Annotated in this window: 14 protein-coding genes and 1 pseudogene; 4 read left to right on the forward strand and 11 right to left on the reverse strand. The window is 67.1% G+C overall.

From position 1 onward, the window contains the following. The first annotated feature begins 687 nt into the window (after nucleotides 1–687). On the forward strand, nucleotides 688–1908 hold the full coding sequence (locus ACZ6JY_RS04460) for a helix-turn-helix transcriptional regulator (protein ID WP_469192162.1): 1221 nt from the start codon (nucleotides 688–690) through the stop codon (nucleotides 1906–1908). Between the two features lie 1182 nt (nucleotides 1909–3090). Here the strand turns inward: ACZ6JY_RS04460 and ACZ6JY_RS04465 are convergent. The 6 genes and pseudogenes from ACZ6JY_RS04465 to ACZ6JY_RS04490 all read right to left on the reverse strand — a co-directional run. Continuing rightward, nucleotides 3091–3912: a hypothetical protein gene (locus ACZ6JY_RS04465; protein WP_469192164.1), complete on the reverse strand. Its 822-nt coding sequence runs from the start codon at nucleotides 3910–3912 to the stop codon at nucleotides 3091–3093. 24 nt (nucleotides 3913–3936) lie between these two features. Next, the gene (locus ACZ6JY_RS04470; protein ID WP_469192166.1) at nucleotides 3937–4380 is read right to left on the reverse strand and encodes a hypothetical protein; all 444 of its coding nucleotides are present in this window, start codon (nucleotides 4378–4380) and stop codon (nucleotides 3937–3939) included. A gap of 1283 nt (nucleotides 4381–5663) precedes the next feature. Further along, complete coding sequence (locus ACZ6JY_RS04475; RefSeq protein ID WP_469192168.1) at nucleotides 5664–5999, reverse strand: hypothetical protein; 336 nt, start codon at nucleotides 5997–5999, stop codon at nucleotides 5664–5666. 177 nt (nucleotides 6000–6176) lie between these two features. Continuing rightward, complete coding sequence (locus ACZ6JY_RS04480; protein ID WP_310872066.1) at nucleotides 6177–6359, reverse strand: hypothetical protein; 183 nt, start codon at nucleotides 6357–6359, stop codon at nucleotides 6177–6179. Nucleotides 6360–6775: 416 nt separating this feature from the next. Continuing rightward, the gene (locus ACZ6JY_RS04485; RefSeq protein WP_469192170.1) at nucleotides 6776–8572 is read right to left on the reverse strand and encodes a recombinase family protein; all 1797 of its coding nucleotides are present in this window, start codon (nucleotides 8570–8572) and stop codon (nucleotides 6776–6778) included. Nucleotides 8573–8723: 151 nt separating this feature from the next. After that, nucleotides 8724–9449 (reverse strand): annotated as a pseudogene (locus tag ACZ6JY_RS04490) (endonuclease III domain-containing protein); the annotation flags it as partial. A 644-nt stretch (nucleotides 9450–10093) separates the two neighbouring features. On the opposite strand from ACZ6JY_RS04490, the gene ACZ6JY_RS04495 reads away from it, so the two are divergent. Next, the gene (locus tag ACZ6JY_RS04495) at nucleotides 10094–10768 is read left to right on the forward strand and encodes a Crp/Fnr family transcriptional regulator (RefSeq protein ID WP_055553109.1); all 675 of its coding nucleotides are present in this window, start codon (nucleotides 10094–10096) and stop codon (nucleotides 10766–10768) included. A gap of 88 nt (nucleotides 10769–10856) precedes the next feature. Here ACZ6JY_RS04495 and ACZ6JY_RS04500 read toward each other — a convergent pair whose 3' ends face one another. The 4 genes from ACZ6JY_RS04500 to ACZ6JY_RS04515 form a co-directional block, all read right to left on the reverse strand. Beyond that, entirely contained in the window at nucleotides 10857–11687 is an 831-nt protein-coding gene (locus tag ACZ6JY_RS04500) for an MBL fold metallo-hydrolase (RefSeq protein ID WP_469192171.1), read from the reverse strand. Nucleotides 11688–11817: 130 nt separating this feature from the next. After that, nucleotides 11818–12699 (reverse strand): NUDIX hydrolase, encoded by an 882-nt coding sequence (locus ACZ6JY_RS04505; RefSeq protein ID WP_469192173.1) that lies wholly within the window; start codon nucleotides 12697–12699, stop codon nucleotides 11818–11820. A gap of 108 nt (nucleotides 12700–12807) precedes the next feature. Then, nucleotides 12808–13278 (reverse strand): RidA family protein, encoded by a 471-nt coding sequence (locus ACZ6JY_RS04510; protein WP_469192174.1) that lies wholly within the window; start codon nucleotides 13276–13278, stop codon nucleotides 12808–12810. Continuing rightward, complete coding sequence (locus ACZ6JY_RS04515) at nucleotides 13275–13436, reverse strand: DUF4177 domain-containing protein (RefSeq protein WP_003975360.1); 162 nt, start codon at nucleotides 13434–13436, stop codon at nucleotides 13275–13277. The genes ACZ6JY_RS04510 and ACZ6JY_RS04515 overlap by 4 nt, the downstream gene beginning before the upstream one ends. A gap of 82 nt (nucleotides 13437–13518) precedes the next feature. Between ACZ6JY_RS04515 and bagA the strand changes: the two genes are divergently transcribed. Both bagA and bagB read left to right on the forward strand, forming a co-directional pair. Next, nucleotides 13519–14499 (forward strand): ATPase BagA, encoded by a 981-nt coding sequence (gene bagA / locus ACZ6JY_RS04520; protein WP_469192176.1) that lies wholly within the window; start codon nucleotides 13519–13521, stop codon nucleotides 14497–14499. Beyond that, nucleotides 14496–15989 (forward strand): ATPase BagB, encoded by a 1494-nt coding sequence (bagB, locus tag ACZ6JY_RS04525; RefSeq protein ID WP_469192178.1) that lies wholly within the window; start codon nucleotides 14496–14498, stop codon nucleotides 15987–15989. The genes bagA and bagB overlap by 4 nt, the downstream gene beginning before the upstream one ends. A 34-nt stretch (nucleotides 15990–16023) precedes the next feature. Here bagB and ACZ6JY_RS04530 read toward each other — a convergent pair whose 3' ends face one another. Next, nucleotides 16024–16368 carry a WhiB family transcriptional regulator gene (locus tag ACZ6JY_RS04530; RefSeq protein WP_030782081.1) on the reverse strand — a complete coding sequence of 115 codons (345 nt, stop codon included), beginning with the start codon at nucleotides 16366–16368 and terminating at the stop codon, nucleotides 16024–16026. Between the last annotated feature and the right edge of the window lie 294 nt (nucleotides 16369–16662).

The raw sequence follows: 16662 nt of genomic DNA on the forward strand, positions 1-16662 counted from the left end.
TAGCGGCCAGCGTGGGGAGCGCCGTAATCAGCGCTGCGCCTAAGAAGACGATCAGTGACCGGCCGAACCGGCGCGCGTTCCTCATGAATTGCCTTGCAGCGGAACGCAGTTCGGGCAGTCTTTGTGTCGGCGGTTCGGCGGGTGCGTCGGGCCGGGGAGGTAGACCACACCGGAGCGCGTATCCAGCGCACCGCCGTACTGATCCCACCAACCGGCCGGAGAGCCCGCGTACGGCGACGCGGGGCCATCTATGAGGCTGACTAGCTCAGGGGGCGGGAGAGGCCGCGTACGGCGCTTCTGTGGCTTCACAGGGACGCTCATGCGTGCTTGTCCCCCAGGTGCCGGGCAAGCCTGACGTTGCAGTCACTCACTCGGCTTGCGTCGCCGTTCGCGTGCGCCCGGTCTCGGTCGTGTGCGATCACGTCGCAACCGGCGCACCCCGGTACGGGCTTGGGGTCGGGGTCGAGCCTCACGGGGAGGTCTAGGGGCTGCTCCTGTGTCGTCCGCGTCTTGGTCGGCATGGTCACCGTTCCGCTCGGTCCGTCTCGTCCGTTGCGTGTGATGCCTCAGAGAAACGCCACAGCGGGCCGCGCACCACAGCAGAAAGGCCGCACTCCTGCCGCACCCTGGCCGCACTGGATACGCTGACCAGGGCAGACGGGCATTCCCGAGAGGAGACCGGCCACGATGACCAGCAGGCGGCGGAGGTTGGCGGAGCGCCGGAAAGCGTGCGGGTACAACCAAGAGGAATTCGCGGAAGCGGTCGGCGCTGATCGCTCAACGGTCCAGCGCTGGGAAAGCGGAAAGACTGACCCGCAACCCTGGCAGCGTCCGAAGATCGCAAAGGCGTTGTCGGTCACATCGGCGGAACTCGACGCGCTGCTAGTCCCGGACGCATACGCCCCGCCGAAGACGCGCACCGCTTGGCTTTCTGACGCACCGTCAGATAGTGACGACGAATTCGATGCGCTCGAATTGGCGCGGCGCGTATCCGCTAGCGACGTGGGAAAGGAAACGCTAAGTCGTCTAGAACACGCATTCGATGAACTGGCAATGAAATACCCGGTGTCACCGCCGCAAGACTTGCTCGAAAGGGTAAGGAAGCATTCCGCTTATGTCTCACATCTGATGGATGCGCGCATGACCCTTGCGGAACAGCGCCGCCTTTACGTGGTCGGCGGGTGGTTCCAACTTTTGGGGGCCACGCTGCATATCGACCTGAACCAGGAACACGCAGCCACGGCCCGTTTGCAGACAGCGGCCACCCTCGCGCAGCACGCAGACCACCACGAAATTGAGGCGTGGTGCTATGAGACTGACGCTTGGCGAGTGCTCACGGATGGTGACTACGCCCGCGCGCTAGAACTCTCGCAAATTGCACAGGAGTTGGCACCGGCCGGAAGCTCGGTTGCGATCCAGGCAACAGCGCAAGAGGGACGGGCGAGAGCCCGACTCGGGGAGGGGCCGGAAACGTACGCGGCCATTGAACGAGTGCAACGCATGTCGGGCGCAATGGTTCCGCGCAAGGGCACCGAGCATCACTATCAATACGACCCCGGTAAGGCGTTGGCCTACACAGCAACGACATTGGCATGGGTCGGAGATCCCGCAGCGGAGGACTACGCCCGGCAGGTAATCGCGCGGCTAGCTCCCGCTGACGATGTGGAGAAATGGCCGCGCCGGGTGGCGTCCGCGAACATTGATTTGGCACTGGCACTGCTCGGCGGTGACCGACTAGATGAGGCGTGCAACGCAGCACAGCGGGCCATACTGTCCGGCCGCATTGTTCCGTCGAATCACTGGCGTGCGCTGGAAGTCGTCAAGGCCGTTGAGCGCCGACAGCTCCCGGAAGCGTCAGACCTGCGGGAGGCGTACCAGGGATTGAAGGCACTCCCGAGCGGAAGCTAGCGGGGCCGTTCTCGACGCTGCGGCCTAAGAATCAAAGGCGGCGAAATTCCTTGGGAGCACTGGCCGAACGCTGCCCGAGCACCCCTCGCCGGCTGAGATACCCGCCTTTCTTTCGAAGGTGCCCCGGAAACGCAAAGAACCCCCGACAGTCCAAACCCACAGCGGGGCCGGTCTATCGGGGGTCTAGCTCCCCGTAACGTTACGGGGTGGTCATCGTGTGCCGCAGTTGCGCGGGTGGCCGTCAATACGTACGCGGCCCGGTAGTCGGGGTTCGGCGGACTCATCAGCGGGCCGGACAATTGGCAGGCTGCGCGGGAATCGATAGGCAACGAATCCGGGGCGGGCCGGTGCGTCCGATGGTTCCCAACCATTCGGGCCTAGGACAACGCGAGTCGGATTCATCAGGGCCGCCCGTAAGCGTTGTATAGCTCAAGCACAATGCGGAAACCCTTGTCCGTGGACAATTCCGCTTGGAGTGCACTGGAGAACAGCGCGAGATCCGATACCGAATCCCTATCGCTGACCGCTCCCCCGGCGCTAAAGGCAGTGAACGCCTTATGCCAGTACTGGCACCCGAGTGAGCAACAGGCGTGAACCCTATTGGACTTAGGCCGAGGCATAGCCGTGCGGTCGCACCCGAGGCGGCTACAGGTTCGCTCATTCATCGGCGCTGTCCTTACGCGTGTGACCGGTCGCATGTAGGACAGTGCCGCTCGGGAATCTCAGGTACGCGGCGTATAGATCCAGCGCGTGTATGACAGCCTCACTCGCTGTCTCACACCCGGATAGCTGCTGTATGACAGCGAGGTTCGCGCGGGATTCCTCCGTGTGACGCACGCTTAGCGTCTTGGTCTTTCTCATGCCTCGGGCACCCTTCGTCGTTGGGGTGTGGTGAATGCGTTGTGTGATCGGTGGTCGGGTGTCGATATCACCCGCTGTAACGGCAGAGGCGTTGGGCGACTTGGAAACCCGTAGCCGGAGCGAGCTGCTATACGCTTGCGGTCCGGAAAGGGGCCTAAAGGGGGTCACCCCCCACCCCTTTGGTGACATTCCGTGACGCTAAGCGCTGTCACCTTGCGTGATATTCGAGCGGGATTCAGAGTGAATCGCAGCAAGGAACACAGCGACCAGCACAGCGAGCGGGGCCGGTAGTCCGAGGGACCGACCCCGTTTCAACTCGCCCTAGAGGGCCCAAGGATGAGCGTTGCGCATTTTCATTGGTGCCTGCCGCTCTAGTTCTTCCTGCCATTCCTCGTATCGCTTCTCAGCCAGCGCGGGGAGGGCATCCGCAATGGTGCCTAGATCCTCGGTTAGCAGCGTGCCGCCCTTGATTGGGTCATCGCTGAGCACGTACCGGCGAACGGCGCTCAGTGCCTCGCTCAGCTTCGGGTCACTCCAACTACCGTGCCCCTGGCCGGTGAACACCCCGCCATGCGGCATCCTCTCACCGTTGTACTCAATATTTCCGACCACATCGCTCAGCAGGTGGTCTAGCGTGAATTCACCGAGCAGCCCGTATAGCTCGGCCAGCGCAGGAATCTGCGCGTCAAGGGTCTTGAATGCCTTCACCGCAGCATCACGCCGCTTTAGGAATTCGACCGAGACCGCCGCGCGGTATTCCGTAATGAACGCATGGTCATCGAACAGCGCGTCATAGGCACGCCGTGCGGCCGACAGTCGGGGGATGTTGGCACGGAATGCGGAAAGCGTGCCGTCTACGGCCAGCTTGGCATCCTGCACCTTTGCACCCATGCCAGCGGGGACAGCCTTACCTGTATCCGCAGCGCGGGCATGTGCGGCGACGGCCTCTAGGCGTGCGTCCTCGGCCGCCTCGGACCGCTCGTAGAACAGCTCAGAGAGCCGCTCCATCTCACTTACAACGGCCTGTAGGGCCTGCCAACGATCCTCGGCCACCTTTGGCGCTAGGGCCCCATGACGCCGATTGGTCATCATGAATTCGACGTTGGGGGTAATCAAGTCTTCGGGAGTAGTGATCTCGGGCATTGCGTTACTTCCTCGATGTAGTGGTTATCGGGTCCAGGGGTGGAGGATGCCAGCGGCAATCCGGTCCCCAAGCTGTCGGCCGCTTACCCTCGCTTCGGCCTCTGCGTAACCGGCTTCCCATTCGCGCGCAGCTTCCTGGAATTCAGCTTCACTCGGAAAGTCTCGTCGTATCGGATGGCGATTACTGTCCAGGAATTCACGTAGTTCTGGTTCCTTTTCCAACGCGTCTGACTGCGCCATATCTAGCCGAACTTCCCTTTGGAATTCGCCTAGGTCTAGCTCGCTTTGTTCGGCTTCCTTACGCGCGGCCCGCTCCTCGTAAACGTCGGCGTGGCTCACAGCGGAGGAACCGGCCCGACGCTCGCTTAGTAGCCGGTCGGCATTCTCGGTCGAACCTTGCTGCATTCGCGCGCTGTTGAGGCGGGAATTGGAGCCCGCCCCCGGTGTCGTCATGTCGTATGCCGTCATCGGTCGGTCGCCTCCGCAGTGGCAATGGACGCTGCACGCACTGCGTCGGTAATTGCTGCCATTAGGTCGTTGGCAGCGTCAATCACTAGCTGTCGGTCATCGGGGTCTAGGTACGCCTCATTCGTAAAGTAGAGGTGGAACCCAGGACGAGACGGATAGGGGTGCTCGAATACCTCGGCGGGCAGGTGGCGATTCTCGACGGCACCACGGCTGTCGGTGTACGCGACAAGGGAGATGATCGGGGCAGACATGCGTTTCCTCCGGATACGAAAAAAGGCCCCCTCGCGCGCCGGATCTCTGCTCAGATCACAGCGGGCAAGGGGGCCCAACCGGTGGGGAGTCCGCCGCGACATCGACGCGCGCGAGACTTCAACTCACCGAAGAATGAGGGGGATTGCGGGAGCAGCCGCAGGGGCGGTTTGCGACCAGCCCGTAACGTTACGGGGAGGCGTGCACGTGAGGACCGGCCACAGGAGAGGCGCGACCGGCCCCACAGTGATCACCGAGGCAAACCGAGAAGGCCACTAAGGACCGTCTCTGATCAGAGATCGTGTGGCTTGCGCGGAATCAAGAGAATTCCCGGATATTCGCTTGTCGGCGGGCATTCCGTTATTCGATTGAGACCCGAGCCGGCTGACCCCTATCGGAAACGCGTCAGCGCCTCTCAGAGCGCCTATCTCCGGGTCAATGACCAGAGAGACCGGCTAGCCTCTCAGCGGCCCGCAGATGTGCCCTCAGCGGCCTTACGGAGGCGGTACGCCCTTACCTTGTGAGCGTCACAGCAATACCGGCGTGGTCGTCCTACTCCATTCCATCCGGTGTTTTCCTCGCACCCATCCAGCTCGCATACGGCATAACAGCGCGCGTCTACCACTGCCCGCCTGTCGGCGTCACCACAGTTGGGCGAACAGAAACGCTGTCGGCTGTCTCTGGGGTCGAACGCTTCGCCGCAGTGCGCACAGTCTCGGCCCGATAGCTTGTCCCAAAACACTTTTCGGGCAAGCTTGGCTTCGCGCCTATGGGTCCGACAGCGGGCAGAGCAAACGATCTCCTGTCGGCCGGACAGCGAGGCATCACAGACGACACAGCGGCCATACCCGGCTGTCTGCGGGTCGTACGCCATTTCGGCACTTCCCTCCCGAGTGTGTCGAGTGCTGTTTCCGAGAGCGACTTCGGGTCGCCCTTAGAGTTTCCATAGGGGACCTGATGTGACCCTCGAAATCAACACTCGACACCTTCATTACGTAACAGAGATAAGAAAACTAAGAAGAAAAGAGACCGGCTCAGCTCTCCCGCTGTGCGCGCTGTCGCTTCCTCGCGTACGCGGCCCGGTCCTTGCAGCGCTGCCCGCAGTACAGGGCCGGACGCCCAAAGCCCTTGTCCTGTACGGGATTTACGCAGTCGGGGCCAGCACAGCGGTTAGCCGGAAACAGGATCTCGTCTACTACGGCCAGCGCGAGACGCGCGTATTCGTGGGCGGCCTCGGCCCTCGGGTCGCCGGTGCCGATTGCTTCCCACGCCGCAGCCTCGGCCCGCTGTACGGCCTTGCGGATTCGAGAAAAGTCGTGCTCATTGGCGCGGCTGTTCCTCGTAAGTCCCTCGTTAGTCTGGTCAGTCATGCGGGGTTTCCTCCAAAGTCCGCTAAAGGGTGGTCCGGACTGTGCGGCTTTCCGCGCAAGTCCTCTAAAGGGGGTTGGTGAACCGTCGCCATTCCTCGAAAGTCCGCTAAAGGGTTCCGAAGAAAACCCCCGCCAGGAAGGGACGGGGGTTCTCTTCGGGAGGGAGCGACAGAACGTCTAGGCGGTCTTCTCGGCGTACCCGATCAGCAGCGCGAGCCGGGCCGCCTGTAGGTCGGGAGAATTGCCGAGGTTGGCTCGGAAGACTCGGACGAGACGGCCCCGCTTGCTCCGGGGTTCGTCGGCCCATGCGTCCATGCGAGCGCTGAGCGTTTCAAGGTCAAGGGTGTTCGTGATCGGCACCGCGATTCCTCCTCGCTGTTCTCTCCAGTACGGCGGTTCCGACTTCCAGAGATCGAGTGGCTTGCGCTCCCCGTAACGTTCCGGGGAGGTAGCCCAACTGCCCCTTGAATTTGGCGAGTTGAAACCCGGTCGATCCGAGCCGGCGAGTCCTTCGATCACTCTCCGTAATGCCTTGGTTACAGATTTCCCGTAAGGCTCTCTGACGGCCTCTCCGGGACGATTGGCACCCTCCGGCCAGCGAGCGGGAGAACGGCGCTCAGGGGCCGTCTGCGGCTTTCTCGGGCCCGTTGTCGGCAAGCGTCCGGAACCCCTCGGCGCTGGCCGGTCGGCATAGTCGCTGTGCGGCCGTCTGCGGGCATGAGAAAGCCCCGGCGGGGAGTTATCCCACCGGGGCCCTAGTCGCCTCTCAGAACCGCTTACGCGGCCGTCTCCGCCTCCCCCTCGCTGTCGTCCTCGGGCCGGACGAATTCGATCCGCACTCGCGGGGCCACGTCATACCCTCCGCGCACTCGGCCAGCATGCGGGTTGTCCGTCGCAACGATGGTGATGCGCCGGACGAACAACTCAACGAACTTGCGCCGCTCGGACAGTTCGGCCGTCGCCCACCATGAGCCCTTGGCCAACGGGTCGCCGTCCTCGTTCCCGTCCAACCACATGGACAGCGGGAGTTCCGTCGTTTCCGGGTCGGCCAGTTCCTCAAGTCGCTTGTCGGCCGCGCGAATTCGGGCCTCAATGCGGCCCTTCTTTTGCTTGAACCGGTCGCGCCCCATCTTCCCCTCGTAGAGACCGGCGTCTAGGTCGTCGTAAAGGTCGCTCAGCGCGTTGTTCGCGTCGGCCCGCTCGGTCACCACCTCGGTTCGCTCGGCGGCCGTCTCGGGGTTCTCGATGCTGCGCGAGAACACACGCGTTGCCTCGGCCACGATCTCCAGTTCCTCGGCGCTGGCCGACCCGCTTTCCACGCTGCCAATCACAGCGAAGATGCGCCGGGCCACGTAGTCGTCAAGGTGGCTTTGCATCACCCGGTTAAGGCCCGAGTGTTCGCCCTTACCGGCCACGGTGGTTCCCCGAGTGCAGCGGTAAATGGGCTTGGCTCCGCTGTTCTGCGCCGACTGCGGACGGCCGCACTCACACGTGAGAACTGCCTTACGCGGAGCGCTGCGGAGTCCGGAAAGCAGCGACGTTCCGCGCGCCACTCCCTCACCCTGGCCACGGCCCAACAGCCAATCCCTGATGACGAACCATTGCGCCGGGGGAATGATCGGCTCGCAGATCATTTCCGGGCGGCCGTCCTCATCCCGGATGATCCGGTACCCAATGAGGGTGTTGGTCTTGCTCCCGTTCTCCCGAACCTTGTAAATCGGCTCGGCCCGCATACCGGCGATTGCCGGATTAAGGAGAATCCATTTCAGCGTGCGCACCTGCCAAGTGGAGTTCTTCCGTTCCTTCCCCTTGCGCTGTCCTCGGGTCTGGATTCCCCGCGCGTTCATGTCGTCGCACAGCGCGGAAAGCGTGCCGGGGTTGCGCTGTCCGGGCTTACGCGTAACCGGGTCGTGCATGTGCTTGAGGATGAGTGCGCCGATACGGCGGAGGTTCTTTGCCTCGGCCTTGTTGTGCACGAGACGCATAAGCGTCAGCTTGCCGTCAATGTACGAAACGGCGTCGAGACCGTAGGGGGTCTGTCCCCCGAGCCACGAACCCTTAGCGCGCTGTGCTGCCTTTACGTCGCGCACCTTCTGAGACTTGACGGCCGATTCCTTGTTCACGGCGTCCAGCCGCATAAGAAGGTAGATCAGGGTCATTGTGTCGTTGGGCGGGAATACTCCCTCGCTGACACTCACGATTGTGATTCCGAGCCGGTGCAGCTCGAACACGACCGGGCCAGCGTCCTTCAATTCACGGCGGGAAAAGCGGCTTACGTCGTAGACGACGAGGACGTTAAAGGCTCCAGCGCGGGCCCCCTTCAACATCTCCTCGAAACCCTCGCGGTACGCGTCGGGGTCCCAGCCGGAAACACCGATGTCCTCGTAGTGCCGGACGAATCGCGCGTTGAGTTCGGCGGACCGGGTCTCATTGGCCGCGCGCTGTGTGAGGGGGGATGCCTCGGTCTTGTTGGTCTTGGCCGAGGACTGCCGTACGTAGCTGACGGCTACGGCCTCGATGATCGGTCGGGCCAGGAAGCTAGCCGGAATGCCAGCGGGGGACGTGTCCAACACGCCTACTCCTAGGGGTCTGGATGGACCCCTACGGGCCACCGTTCCCAGGTAGAGAGGCGTGCTGCTTGCGTGACCGTGGTGCCTAAGCGGCTACCCCGTAGGCGTTGCCCACCACGGCCCCGTTGCTGCCTCCCGACCGTGGTACCGGTGTGGGAAACCCGAAGGCGTTGCCCAGGACCACGAAGGCCGTCTTGCGGCCGACGCCGGGGAGTTTCACCAGGTCGTCGAGGCGCCCCGGGACCTCGCCCCCGAAGTCCTCCGCCAGGGTCTTGGCCAGGCCCATGATCGACTTCGTCTTGGCGCGGAAGAACCCGGTCGGCCGGATCAGCTCCTCGACCTCCTCGGGCACGGCCGCGGCCAGGTCCTCCGGGGTCGGGTACCTGGCGAACAGCCGTGGCGTCGTCTGGTTCACCCGCAGGTCCGTGGTCTGCGCGGAGAGCACCGTCGCCACCAGCAGCTCGAAGGGGTTCTCGAAGTCCAGCTCGGGGTGGGCGTACGAGTACACCTCGGCGAGCTCCCGGTTGATCCGCCGGGCGCGGCGGACGAGCGAGGCGTGGGACTCCTGCGGCAGCTTCTTGGCGGCGGGGGTCTTCTTGGGGGTGGCCGGGGCTTTCTTGGCGGCAGCCACGGTCTTCTTCGCGGCGGGCGTGGACTTCTTGGCGGGCGTGGGCGTGGACTTCTTGGCTGTGCCGGAGACGCTCTCGGCGGCGGACATGCCCTTCTTGGCCGCTGGAGTCTTCTCGGCGGCGGACGTCGCCTTCTTCGCGGCCGCCACGGTCTTCTTCGCGGCGGACGCCTTTCGAGCTGCGGGGGCGGCCTTCTTCACCGCAGGCGCGGCTTTGTCCGCCGAGGCAGCAGTTCTCTTCACCGGGGTCACCGTCTCCGCCGGGGCCGCCTCGCCAGCGGCGGGCCTCGCCCTCTGCGCCGCGCTGGCGTCCTGCCCTGCCGGGGCGGCGGTCGGCCCCGCCGAGTGGGCGCCCTGCCCCGCCGAAGCGGCAGTCGGCCCCGCCGACGCCGCGGTCCGTTCCGTCAGGGGCGGTTCCGTGTCCGGGGGTGTCTTCTTCTTCACTGGAGGTGCCTTCTTCGGGGAGGCCGGCTGCTGCTCGGAGGTGCCTTCCGGGTGGCCGGCCGGTGTTCGGGGATGGTCTGGCGGGCGGGGGCCGACCGCTTCGCGTGTGCGGTCCGCTGCACCGGAGGCGTACCCTCCGGACGTGTCACTCCTGCCCGATTCGCCGGTTTGCCCGACTCACTGGACTCATGTTCGCCCACGGCGGAATCGCGGGGAGCGGCCACCTTCTCAGCCCCCCTCGGCCTGTGCGTTCACCGGCTTTTTGGACACCCGGCCAGCCTAGAGCCAGACACTGACATCCGTCCCTGACCTCATGGATCGGCCCCCAATTGGCCCCCTCCCGCACAGCACGCCACGCCGGTGCGGCAGACTTGTGACTGATCACACTGTTTGGACCGTCCGGCAAACTGGGGAACACGGTCCCCTGATGCAGGTCGACAAGGAGAGAACTCGTGGACGACGTTCTGCGGCGCGCCCCGCTCTTCGCGGCGCTCGATGACGAGCAGGCCGCGGAGCTTCGCGGCTCCATGAGTGAGGTGACGCTCGCGCGCGGAGACGCCCTTTTCCATGAGGGAGACCCCGGAGACCGCCTCTACGTGGTCACCGAGGGCAAGGTGAAGCTCCACCGCACCTCACCCGACGGCCGCGAGAACATGCTCGCGGTGCTCGGCCCCGGCGAGCTCATCGGTGAGCTGTCGCTCTTCGACCCGGGCCCCCGTACGGCCACCGCCTCCGCCCTCACCGAGGTCAAGCTCCTCGGCCTGGGCCACGGCGACCTCCAGCCCTGGCTGAACGCCCGTCCGGAGGTGGCGTCCGCACTGCTGCGCGCCGTCGCCCGGAGGCTGCGCAAGACCAACGACCAGATGTCCGACCTGGTCTTCTCCGACGTGCCCGGCCGCGTGGCCCGCGCGCTCCTCGACCTGTCGCGCCGCTTCGGCGTGCAGTCCGAGGAGGGCATCCACGTGGTGCACGACCTCACCCAGGAGGAGCTGGCCCAGCTCGTCGGCGCCTCCCGCGAGACGGTCAACAAGGCACTGGCGGACTTCGCCGGGCGCGGCTGGCTGCGCCTGGAGGCCCGCGCGGTGATCCTGCTCGACGTGGAGCGCCTCGCCAAGCGTTCGCGCTGACACTCGTACGACGTACGGAGATGGGCCCCGCTTCTTGAAGAAGCGGGGCCCATCCGTGCTCGCGTCCCCGGAAGCTCGGGAAGGCGCCTCAGATCAGGCCGTGCTCCTGGAGGTAGTCCAGCTGCGCCCTGACGGAGAGCTCCGCCGCGGGCCACAGCGAACGGTCCACGTCCGCGTACACGTGCGCCACGACGTCCGCGGCCGCCACGTGACCGTTCTCCACGGCCGTCTCGACCTGGGCGAGGCGGTTGGCCCGGTGGGCGAGGTAGAACTCGACGGCCCCCTGCGCGTCCTCCAGGACCGGCCCGTGGCCCGGCAGGACCGTGTGGACGCCGTCGTCGACCGTCAGGGACCTCAGCCGGCGCAGGGAGTCGAGATAGTCCCCCAGACGGCCGTCAGGGTGCGCCACGAGCGTCGTCCCGCGGCCGAGGATGGTGTCGCCCGTCAGGACCGCCCGGTCGGCCGGGAGATGGAAGCTCAGCGAGTCCGCGGTGTGGCCGGGGGTCGGCACCACGCGCAGCTCCAGGCCGCCCGTGGTGATCACGTCACCGGCCCCGAGGCCCTCCTCGCCGAGGCGCAGGGCGGGGTCGAGAGCGCGTACGTGAGTCCCTGTCAGCTCGGCGAAGCGGGACGCGCCCTCCGCGTGGTCGGGGTGACCGTGGGTCAGGAGGGTGAGCGCCACCCGCTTGCCCATCTTCTCGGCCGTCTCGACGACGTGGCTCAGGTGGCCGTCGTCGAGCGGCCCCGGGTCGATGACCACCGCGAGGGGGGAGCCGGGCTCCGAGACGATCCAGGTGTTGGTGCCGTCCAGCGTCATGGCGGAGGCGTTCGGCGCGAGAACGTTGACCGCGCGGGTGGTGGCCGGCCCGCTGAGGACCCCGCCACGGGGCTGTCCGGGCAGGGCGGCGGCGTCGGTCATGCGGGGGTGACTCCCGTCGGGGTGGGGGTGTGCGCGTCACGTACGGCGGCCGGAGCCCCGCTCGACGACGGCTTCGGCGAGGACTTGGGTGACGGCTGCGGTGAGGACTTCGGCGAGAGCTGCGGCGGCGTCACGACGTGCCCTCCGGGCCCCGTACGACACGCTTGGTGAACTCGTCGTGCCCCGGCCAGGAAAGGACCAGGGAGTCGCCCTCCAGGCGTGCCTGGGCCAGTACGGGCGTCATGTCCTGGTCCCCGGCCGCGGCGAGCGCCCCGGCCGGCGAGGCGTGGACGCCCAGCGCCCGCAGCGTCGCGATCGTCGGCGGCATCATGAGGAGCTCGCCCTTGTCGTAGCGGGCGGCCGCCTCCGCCGGGCGGATCCAGACCGTACGGTCCGCCTCCGTGGAGGCGTTGCGGGTGCGCTGCCCCTCGGGGAGCGCCGCCACGAAGAAGAACGTGTCGTAACGCCTGGGCTCAAACTCCGGGGTGATCCAGCGGGCCCAGGCGGCCAGGAGGTCGCTGCGCAGGTACAGGTCCCTGCGGTCGAGGAATTCCGCGAAGGACAGGTCGCGGGCGACCAGGGCCTCGCGGTCCGCCTCCCAGTCCTCGCCCGTGGTGTCGCCCACGACCGTCTCCGGGGTGGGGCCCGCGAGCAGCACGCCCGCTTCCTCGTACGTCTCGCGGACCGCCGCGCAGACGATCGCCTGGGCCTCGGCCTCGCCGTCGACGCCCAGACGGGCCGCCCAGGACGCGCGCGTGGGGCCCGCCCAGCGCACCAGGTGGTCGTCGTCGCGCGGGTCGACGCCGCCGCCCGGGTACGCGTACGCGCCTCCGGCGAAGGCCATGGAGGCGCGTCTGCGCAGCATGTGTACTTGAGGTGCCCCGCTCTCCGCGCCGTCCCTGAGCAGCATGACGGTCGCGGCGCGGCGCGGAGTCGCCGGAGTCAGCTCGCCGCTCGCGAGGGCGCGGATGCGGTCGGGCCACTCCGGGGGATACCACTGCCCATTTGCCATGGGCGGAGGCTATCCCCTGGTGAGCTGATGTTCGAGAGGCAACAATCGGGGCCTACGGAGACCCCGCCTGAGCGCACCGGCTCCATGAAGGCCCCGCGGGGCCGAGCCTCACGCCTCGGTGAGCTCCACCTGGAACTCGACCTCGACCGGAGCGTCCAGCGGCAGCACGGCGACACCCACGGCGCTGCGGGCGTGCACGCCCTTGTCGCCGAGGACCTCGCCGAGGAGCTCGCTGGCGCCGTTGATCACGCCGGGCTGGCCGGTGAAGTCCGGGGCGGAGGCCACGAAGCCGACGACCTTCACGACCCGCGCGACGCGGTCCAGGTCACCGGCGACCGACTTCACCGCGGCCAGGGCGTTCAGCGCGCAGATGCGGGCCAGGCCCTTGGCCTCCTCCGGCGTGACCTCGGCGCCGACCTTGCCGGTCACGGCGAGCTTGCCCTCCACCATCGGGAGCTGCCCCGCGGTGTAGACGTACACACCGGACTGGACGGCCGGCTGGTACGAGGCGAGCGGCGGGACCACCTCGGGCAGCGTCAGGCCGAGCTCGGCGAGGCGGGCCTCGACCACGCCGCTCATGCCTGCTTCTCGCGCTTCAGGTAGGCCACGAGCTGCTCGGGGTTGTTCGGCCCGGGCACGACCTGGACCAGCTCCCAGCCGTCCTCGCCCCAGGTGTCCAGAATCTGCTTCGTGGCGTGGACGAGCAGCGGCACAGTTGCGTATTCCCACTTGGTCATGTGGCCGACTGTAGCCGGTGTGAGGGGATGCTCACGGTGGGCTCCTGCGTAGCCCGGCCTGCGACTGGTTAGGCTCGGAAGTGTGAGCAGGCTCCAGGTCGTCAGTGGCAAGGGCGGTACCGGCAAGACCACGGTGGCCGCCGCCCTCGCGCTCGCCCTCGCGACGGAGGGCAAGCGGACCCTCCTCGTCGAGGTCGAGGGCAGACAGGGCATCGCGCAGCTCTTCGAGACGGAGGCGCTGCCTTATGAGGAGCGGAAGATCGCCGTCGCTCCCGGGGGCGGGGAGGTGTACGCCCTCGCCATCGACCCCGAGCTGGCGCTGCTCGACTACCTCCAGATGTTCTACAAACTGGGGGGCGCGGGCAGAGCCCTGAAGAAACTCGGGGCCATCGACTTCGCGACCACCGTCGCGCCGGGTCTGCGGGACGTCCTCCTGACCGGCAAGGCCTGCGAGGCGGTGCGCAGGAAGGACAAACAGGGCCGCTTCGCGTACGACTGCGTGGTGATGGACGCGCCGCCGACCGGCCGCATCACCCGCTTCCTGAACGTGAACGACGAGGTCGCGGGGCTCGCCAAGATCGGGCCCATACACAACCAGGCGCAGGCCGTGATGCGGGTCCTGAAGTCCCCCGAGACCGCCGTGCACCTGGTGACCCTCCTTGAGGAAATGCCCGTCCAGGAGACCGCGGACGGGATCGCGGAGCTGGGGGCCGCGCAGCTCCCCGTGGGCCGGATCATGGTGAACATGGTGCGCCCCGCCCTGCTCGACGAGGCCGCGCTGCGGCTCGGCCTCGGCCGGCCGCCCCGTACGGCCATCGCCAGGTCGCTGTCGGCCGCGGGGCTCGGCGGAAGCAGGCGTGGCGGGGGCGCCGAGCGGCTCGTCGGCCCGCTGCTCGGGCAGGCCGCGGAGTACGCCGAGCGGCACGCCCTGGAGGAGGACCAGCGCGCCGTGCTGACGGAGTTCGGCCGGCCTCTGCACGAACTCCCGCTGCTGTCGGGCGGGATGGACCTCGCGGGCCTCTACGAGCTCGCCACGGCACTGCGGAAGCAAGGGATCGCATGACCCCGGAACCGGCACGGCCCCTGGACGACGACGCACGCACACGGGACGACGCCGCGCGCACGCCGGACGACGCCCCACGCGCGCTGGACGACGCCGCGCGCACGCTGGACGACGCCGCGCGCACGCTGGACGACGCCGCGCGCACGCTGGACGACGCCGCGCGCACGCTGGACGTCGACGCGCTGATCGACGCCCCGGAGACCCGCATCGTGGTGTGCTGCGGCTCGGGGGGCGTCGGCAAGACGACCACGGCGGCCGCCATCGGCCTGCGGGCGGCGGAGCGGGGCCGCAAGGTCGTCGTGCTCACCATCGACCCGGCGCGCAGGCTCGCCCAGTCGATGGGCATCGACTCGCTCGACAACGTCCCGCGGCGGGTCAAGGACGTGGACGGCGACGGCGAACTGCACGCCATGATGCTCGACATGAAGCGCACCTTCGACGAGATCGTCGAAGCGCACGCGGACAAGGAGCGGGCCTCGGCCATCCTGGGCAACCCCTTCTACCAGTCGCTCTCGGCGGGCTTCGCGGGCACGCAGGAGTACATGGCGATGGAGAAGCTGGGGCAGCTCCGCTCGCGCGAGGAGTGGGACCTCATCGTCGTCGACACGCCGCCATCGCGCTCGGCGCTCGACTTCCTCGACGCCCCCAAGCGCCTCGGCTCCTTCCTCGACGGGAAGCTGATCCGGCTGCTCATGGCGCCCGCCAAGGTGGGCGGCCGGGCGGGGATGAAGTTCCTGAACGTCGGCATGTCGATGATGACCGGGGCGCTCGGCAAGCTGCTCGGCGGGCCGCTGCTGCGCGACGTACAGACGTTCGTGGCCGCCATGGACACCATGTTCGGCGGCTTTCGCACGCGCGCGGACGCCACGTACCGGCTGCTCCAGGCGCCCGGCACCGCGTTCCTCGTGGTGGCGTCGCCGGAGCGGGACGCGCTGCGCGAGGCCGCGTACTTCGTGGAGCGGCTCGCCGCGGACGACATGCCGCTGGCCGGTCTCGTGCTGAACCGTGTGCACGGCAGCGGAGCCGCCCAGCTCTCCGCCGAGCGGGCGCTCGCCGCCGTGGAAAATCTTGAAGATAATCGCATTGTGGATCAGGAGGACGGGAAGGAAGCAGTTCGTAGCTCCCCCGAGCACTCCGAGACCTCCGAGACCTCCGAAACCCCCGCCGAGGCTCCCCGGCCCGGGCAGGCCGAATCCGACGTACCGGAAGCTCACGAAGCTCACGCCGACGCCGCCACGTCAATCGAAGACACGTCGATCGAGGACACATCGATCGAGGACACGTCGGAGGAGCGACTGACCGCCCAGCTGACGGCAGGTCTGCTGCGGCTGCACGCGGAGCGCATGCAGCTGCTCGACCGTGAGCAGCGCACGCGTGATCGCTTCACCGCGCTCCACCCTGAGGTGGCGGTGGCCGAAGTCGCCGCGCTGCCGGGCGATGTGCACGACCTGGCGGGGCTCCGGGCCATCGGGGACCGGCTGGCAGGCTGACGCGCCCGCCGGCACGGGTGACTGTCCCCGCCGGCTACCCCACAGCCGCGTAGCTCTCGTACGTCTCCTCGTCCTCCAAGTCCACGGGCAGCAGGCCCGCACCACGCTCGTACTCCGAGCGCGCTGTCTCCAGGAGCCTGCGCCATGAGGTGACGGTGGGGCGCCTGCGCAACAACGCGCGGCGTTCACGCTCCGTCATGCCACCCCACACGCCGAACTCGACGCGGTTGTCCAGCGCGTCGGCCAGGCACTCCGTCCGCACCGGACATCCGGTGCACACCGCCTTGGCCCTGTTCTGCGCTGCTCCTTGAACGAACAGTTCATCCGGATCGGTAGTGCGGCAGGCCGCCTGCGCACTCCAGTCGGTTACCCAGCCCATACCGGCGCCGTCCTCTCCCGAATCGAGGCTCCCCCACGGCGGCAGCGGCATATGCACCGCCGCCAGTTGAGGACGTTACGGAAGGTGGGCACAGCGCAACACCCCCTTCGGGCCCAATCTTGAATGGCCCGAACGGACTATGCGTAAGCGGCAGATCACCCGACGGAGTGAGCTGGCGACATATGTGAGGTACCCGGCACAACGGGGCAGTTCAGCTGTGTCACAACGGACGCCGGACGCCACTTAAGGCGAATTCGGACATGAACCCATCAGATTCCGGGGCGACGGAGGGCT

The sequence above is a fragment of the Streptomyces sp. NPDC046335 genome (assembly GCF_055587985.1).

What these genes read in the sequence shown, in the direction of transcription:
- ACZ6JY_RS04530 (WP_030782081.1), bottom strand. Translation starts at nt 16,368, where the DNA reads ATGGGCTGGGTAACCGACTGGAGTGCGCAGGCGGCCTGCCGCACTACC.
- ACZ6JY_RS04470 (WP_469192166.1), bottom strand. Translation starts at nt 4,380, where the DNA reads ATGACGGCATACGACATGACGACACCGGGGGCGGGCTCCAATTCCCGC.
- ACZ6JY_RS04505 (WP_469192173.1), bottom strand. Translation starts at nt 12,699, where the DNA reads ATGGCAAATGGGCAGTGGTATCCCCCGGAGTGGCCCGACCGCATCCGC.
- bagB (WP_469192178.1), top strand. Translation starts at nt 14,496, where the DNA reads ATGACCCCGGAACCGGCACGGCCCCTGGACGACGACGCACGCACACGG.
- ACZ6JY_RS04500 (WP_469192171.1), bottom strand. Translation starts at nt 11,687, where the DNA reads ATGACCGACGCCGCCGCCCTGCCCGGACAGCCCCGTGGCGGGGTCCTC.
- ACZ6JY_RS04460 (WP_469192162.1), top strand. Translation starts at nt 688, where the DNA reads ATGACCAGCAGGCGGCGGAGGTTGGCGGAGCGCCGGAAAGCGTGCGGG.
- ACZ6JY_RS04465 (WP_469192164.1), bottom strand. Translation starts at nt 3,912, where the DNA reads ATGCCCGAGATCACTACTCCCGAAGACTTGATTACCCCCAACGTCGAA.
- ACZ6JY_RS04510 (WP_469192174.1), bottom strand. Translation starts at nt 13,278, where the DNA reads ATGAGCGGCGTGGTCGAGGCCCGCCTCGCCGAGCTCGGCCTGACGCTG.
- ACZ6JY_RS04515 (WP_003975360.1), bottom strand. Translation starts at nt 13,436, where the DNA reads ATGACCAAGTGGGAATACGCAACTGTGCCGCTGCTCGTCCACGCCACG.
- ACZ6JY_RS04475 (WP_469192168.1), bottom strand. Translation starts at nt 5,999, where the DNA reads ATGACTGACCAGACTAACGAGGGACTTACGAGGAACAGCCGCGCCAAT.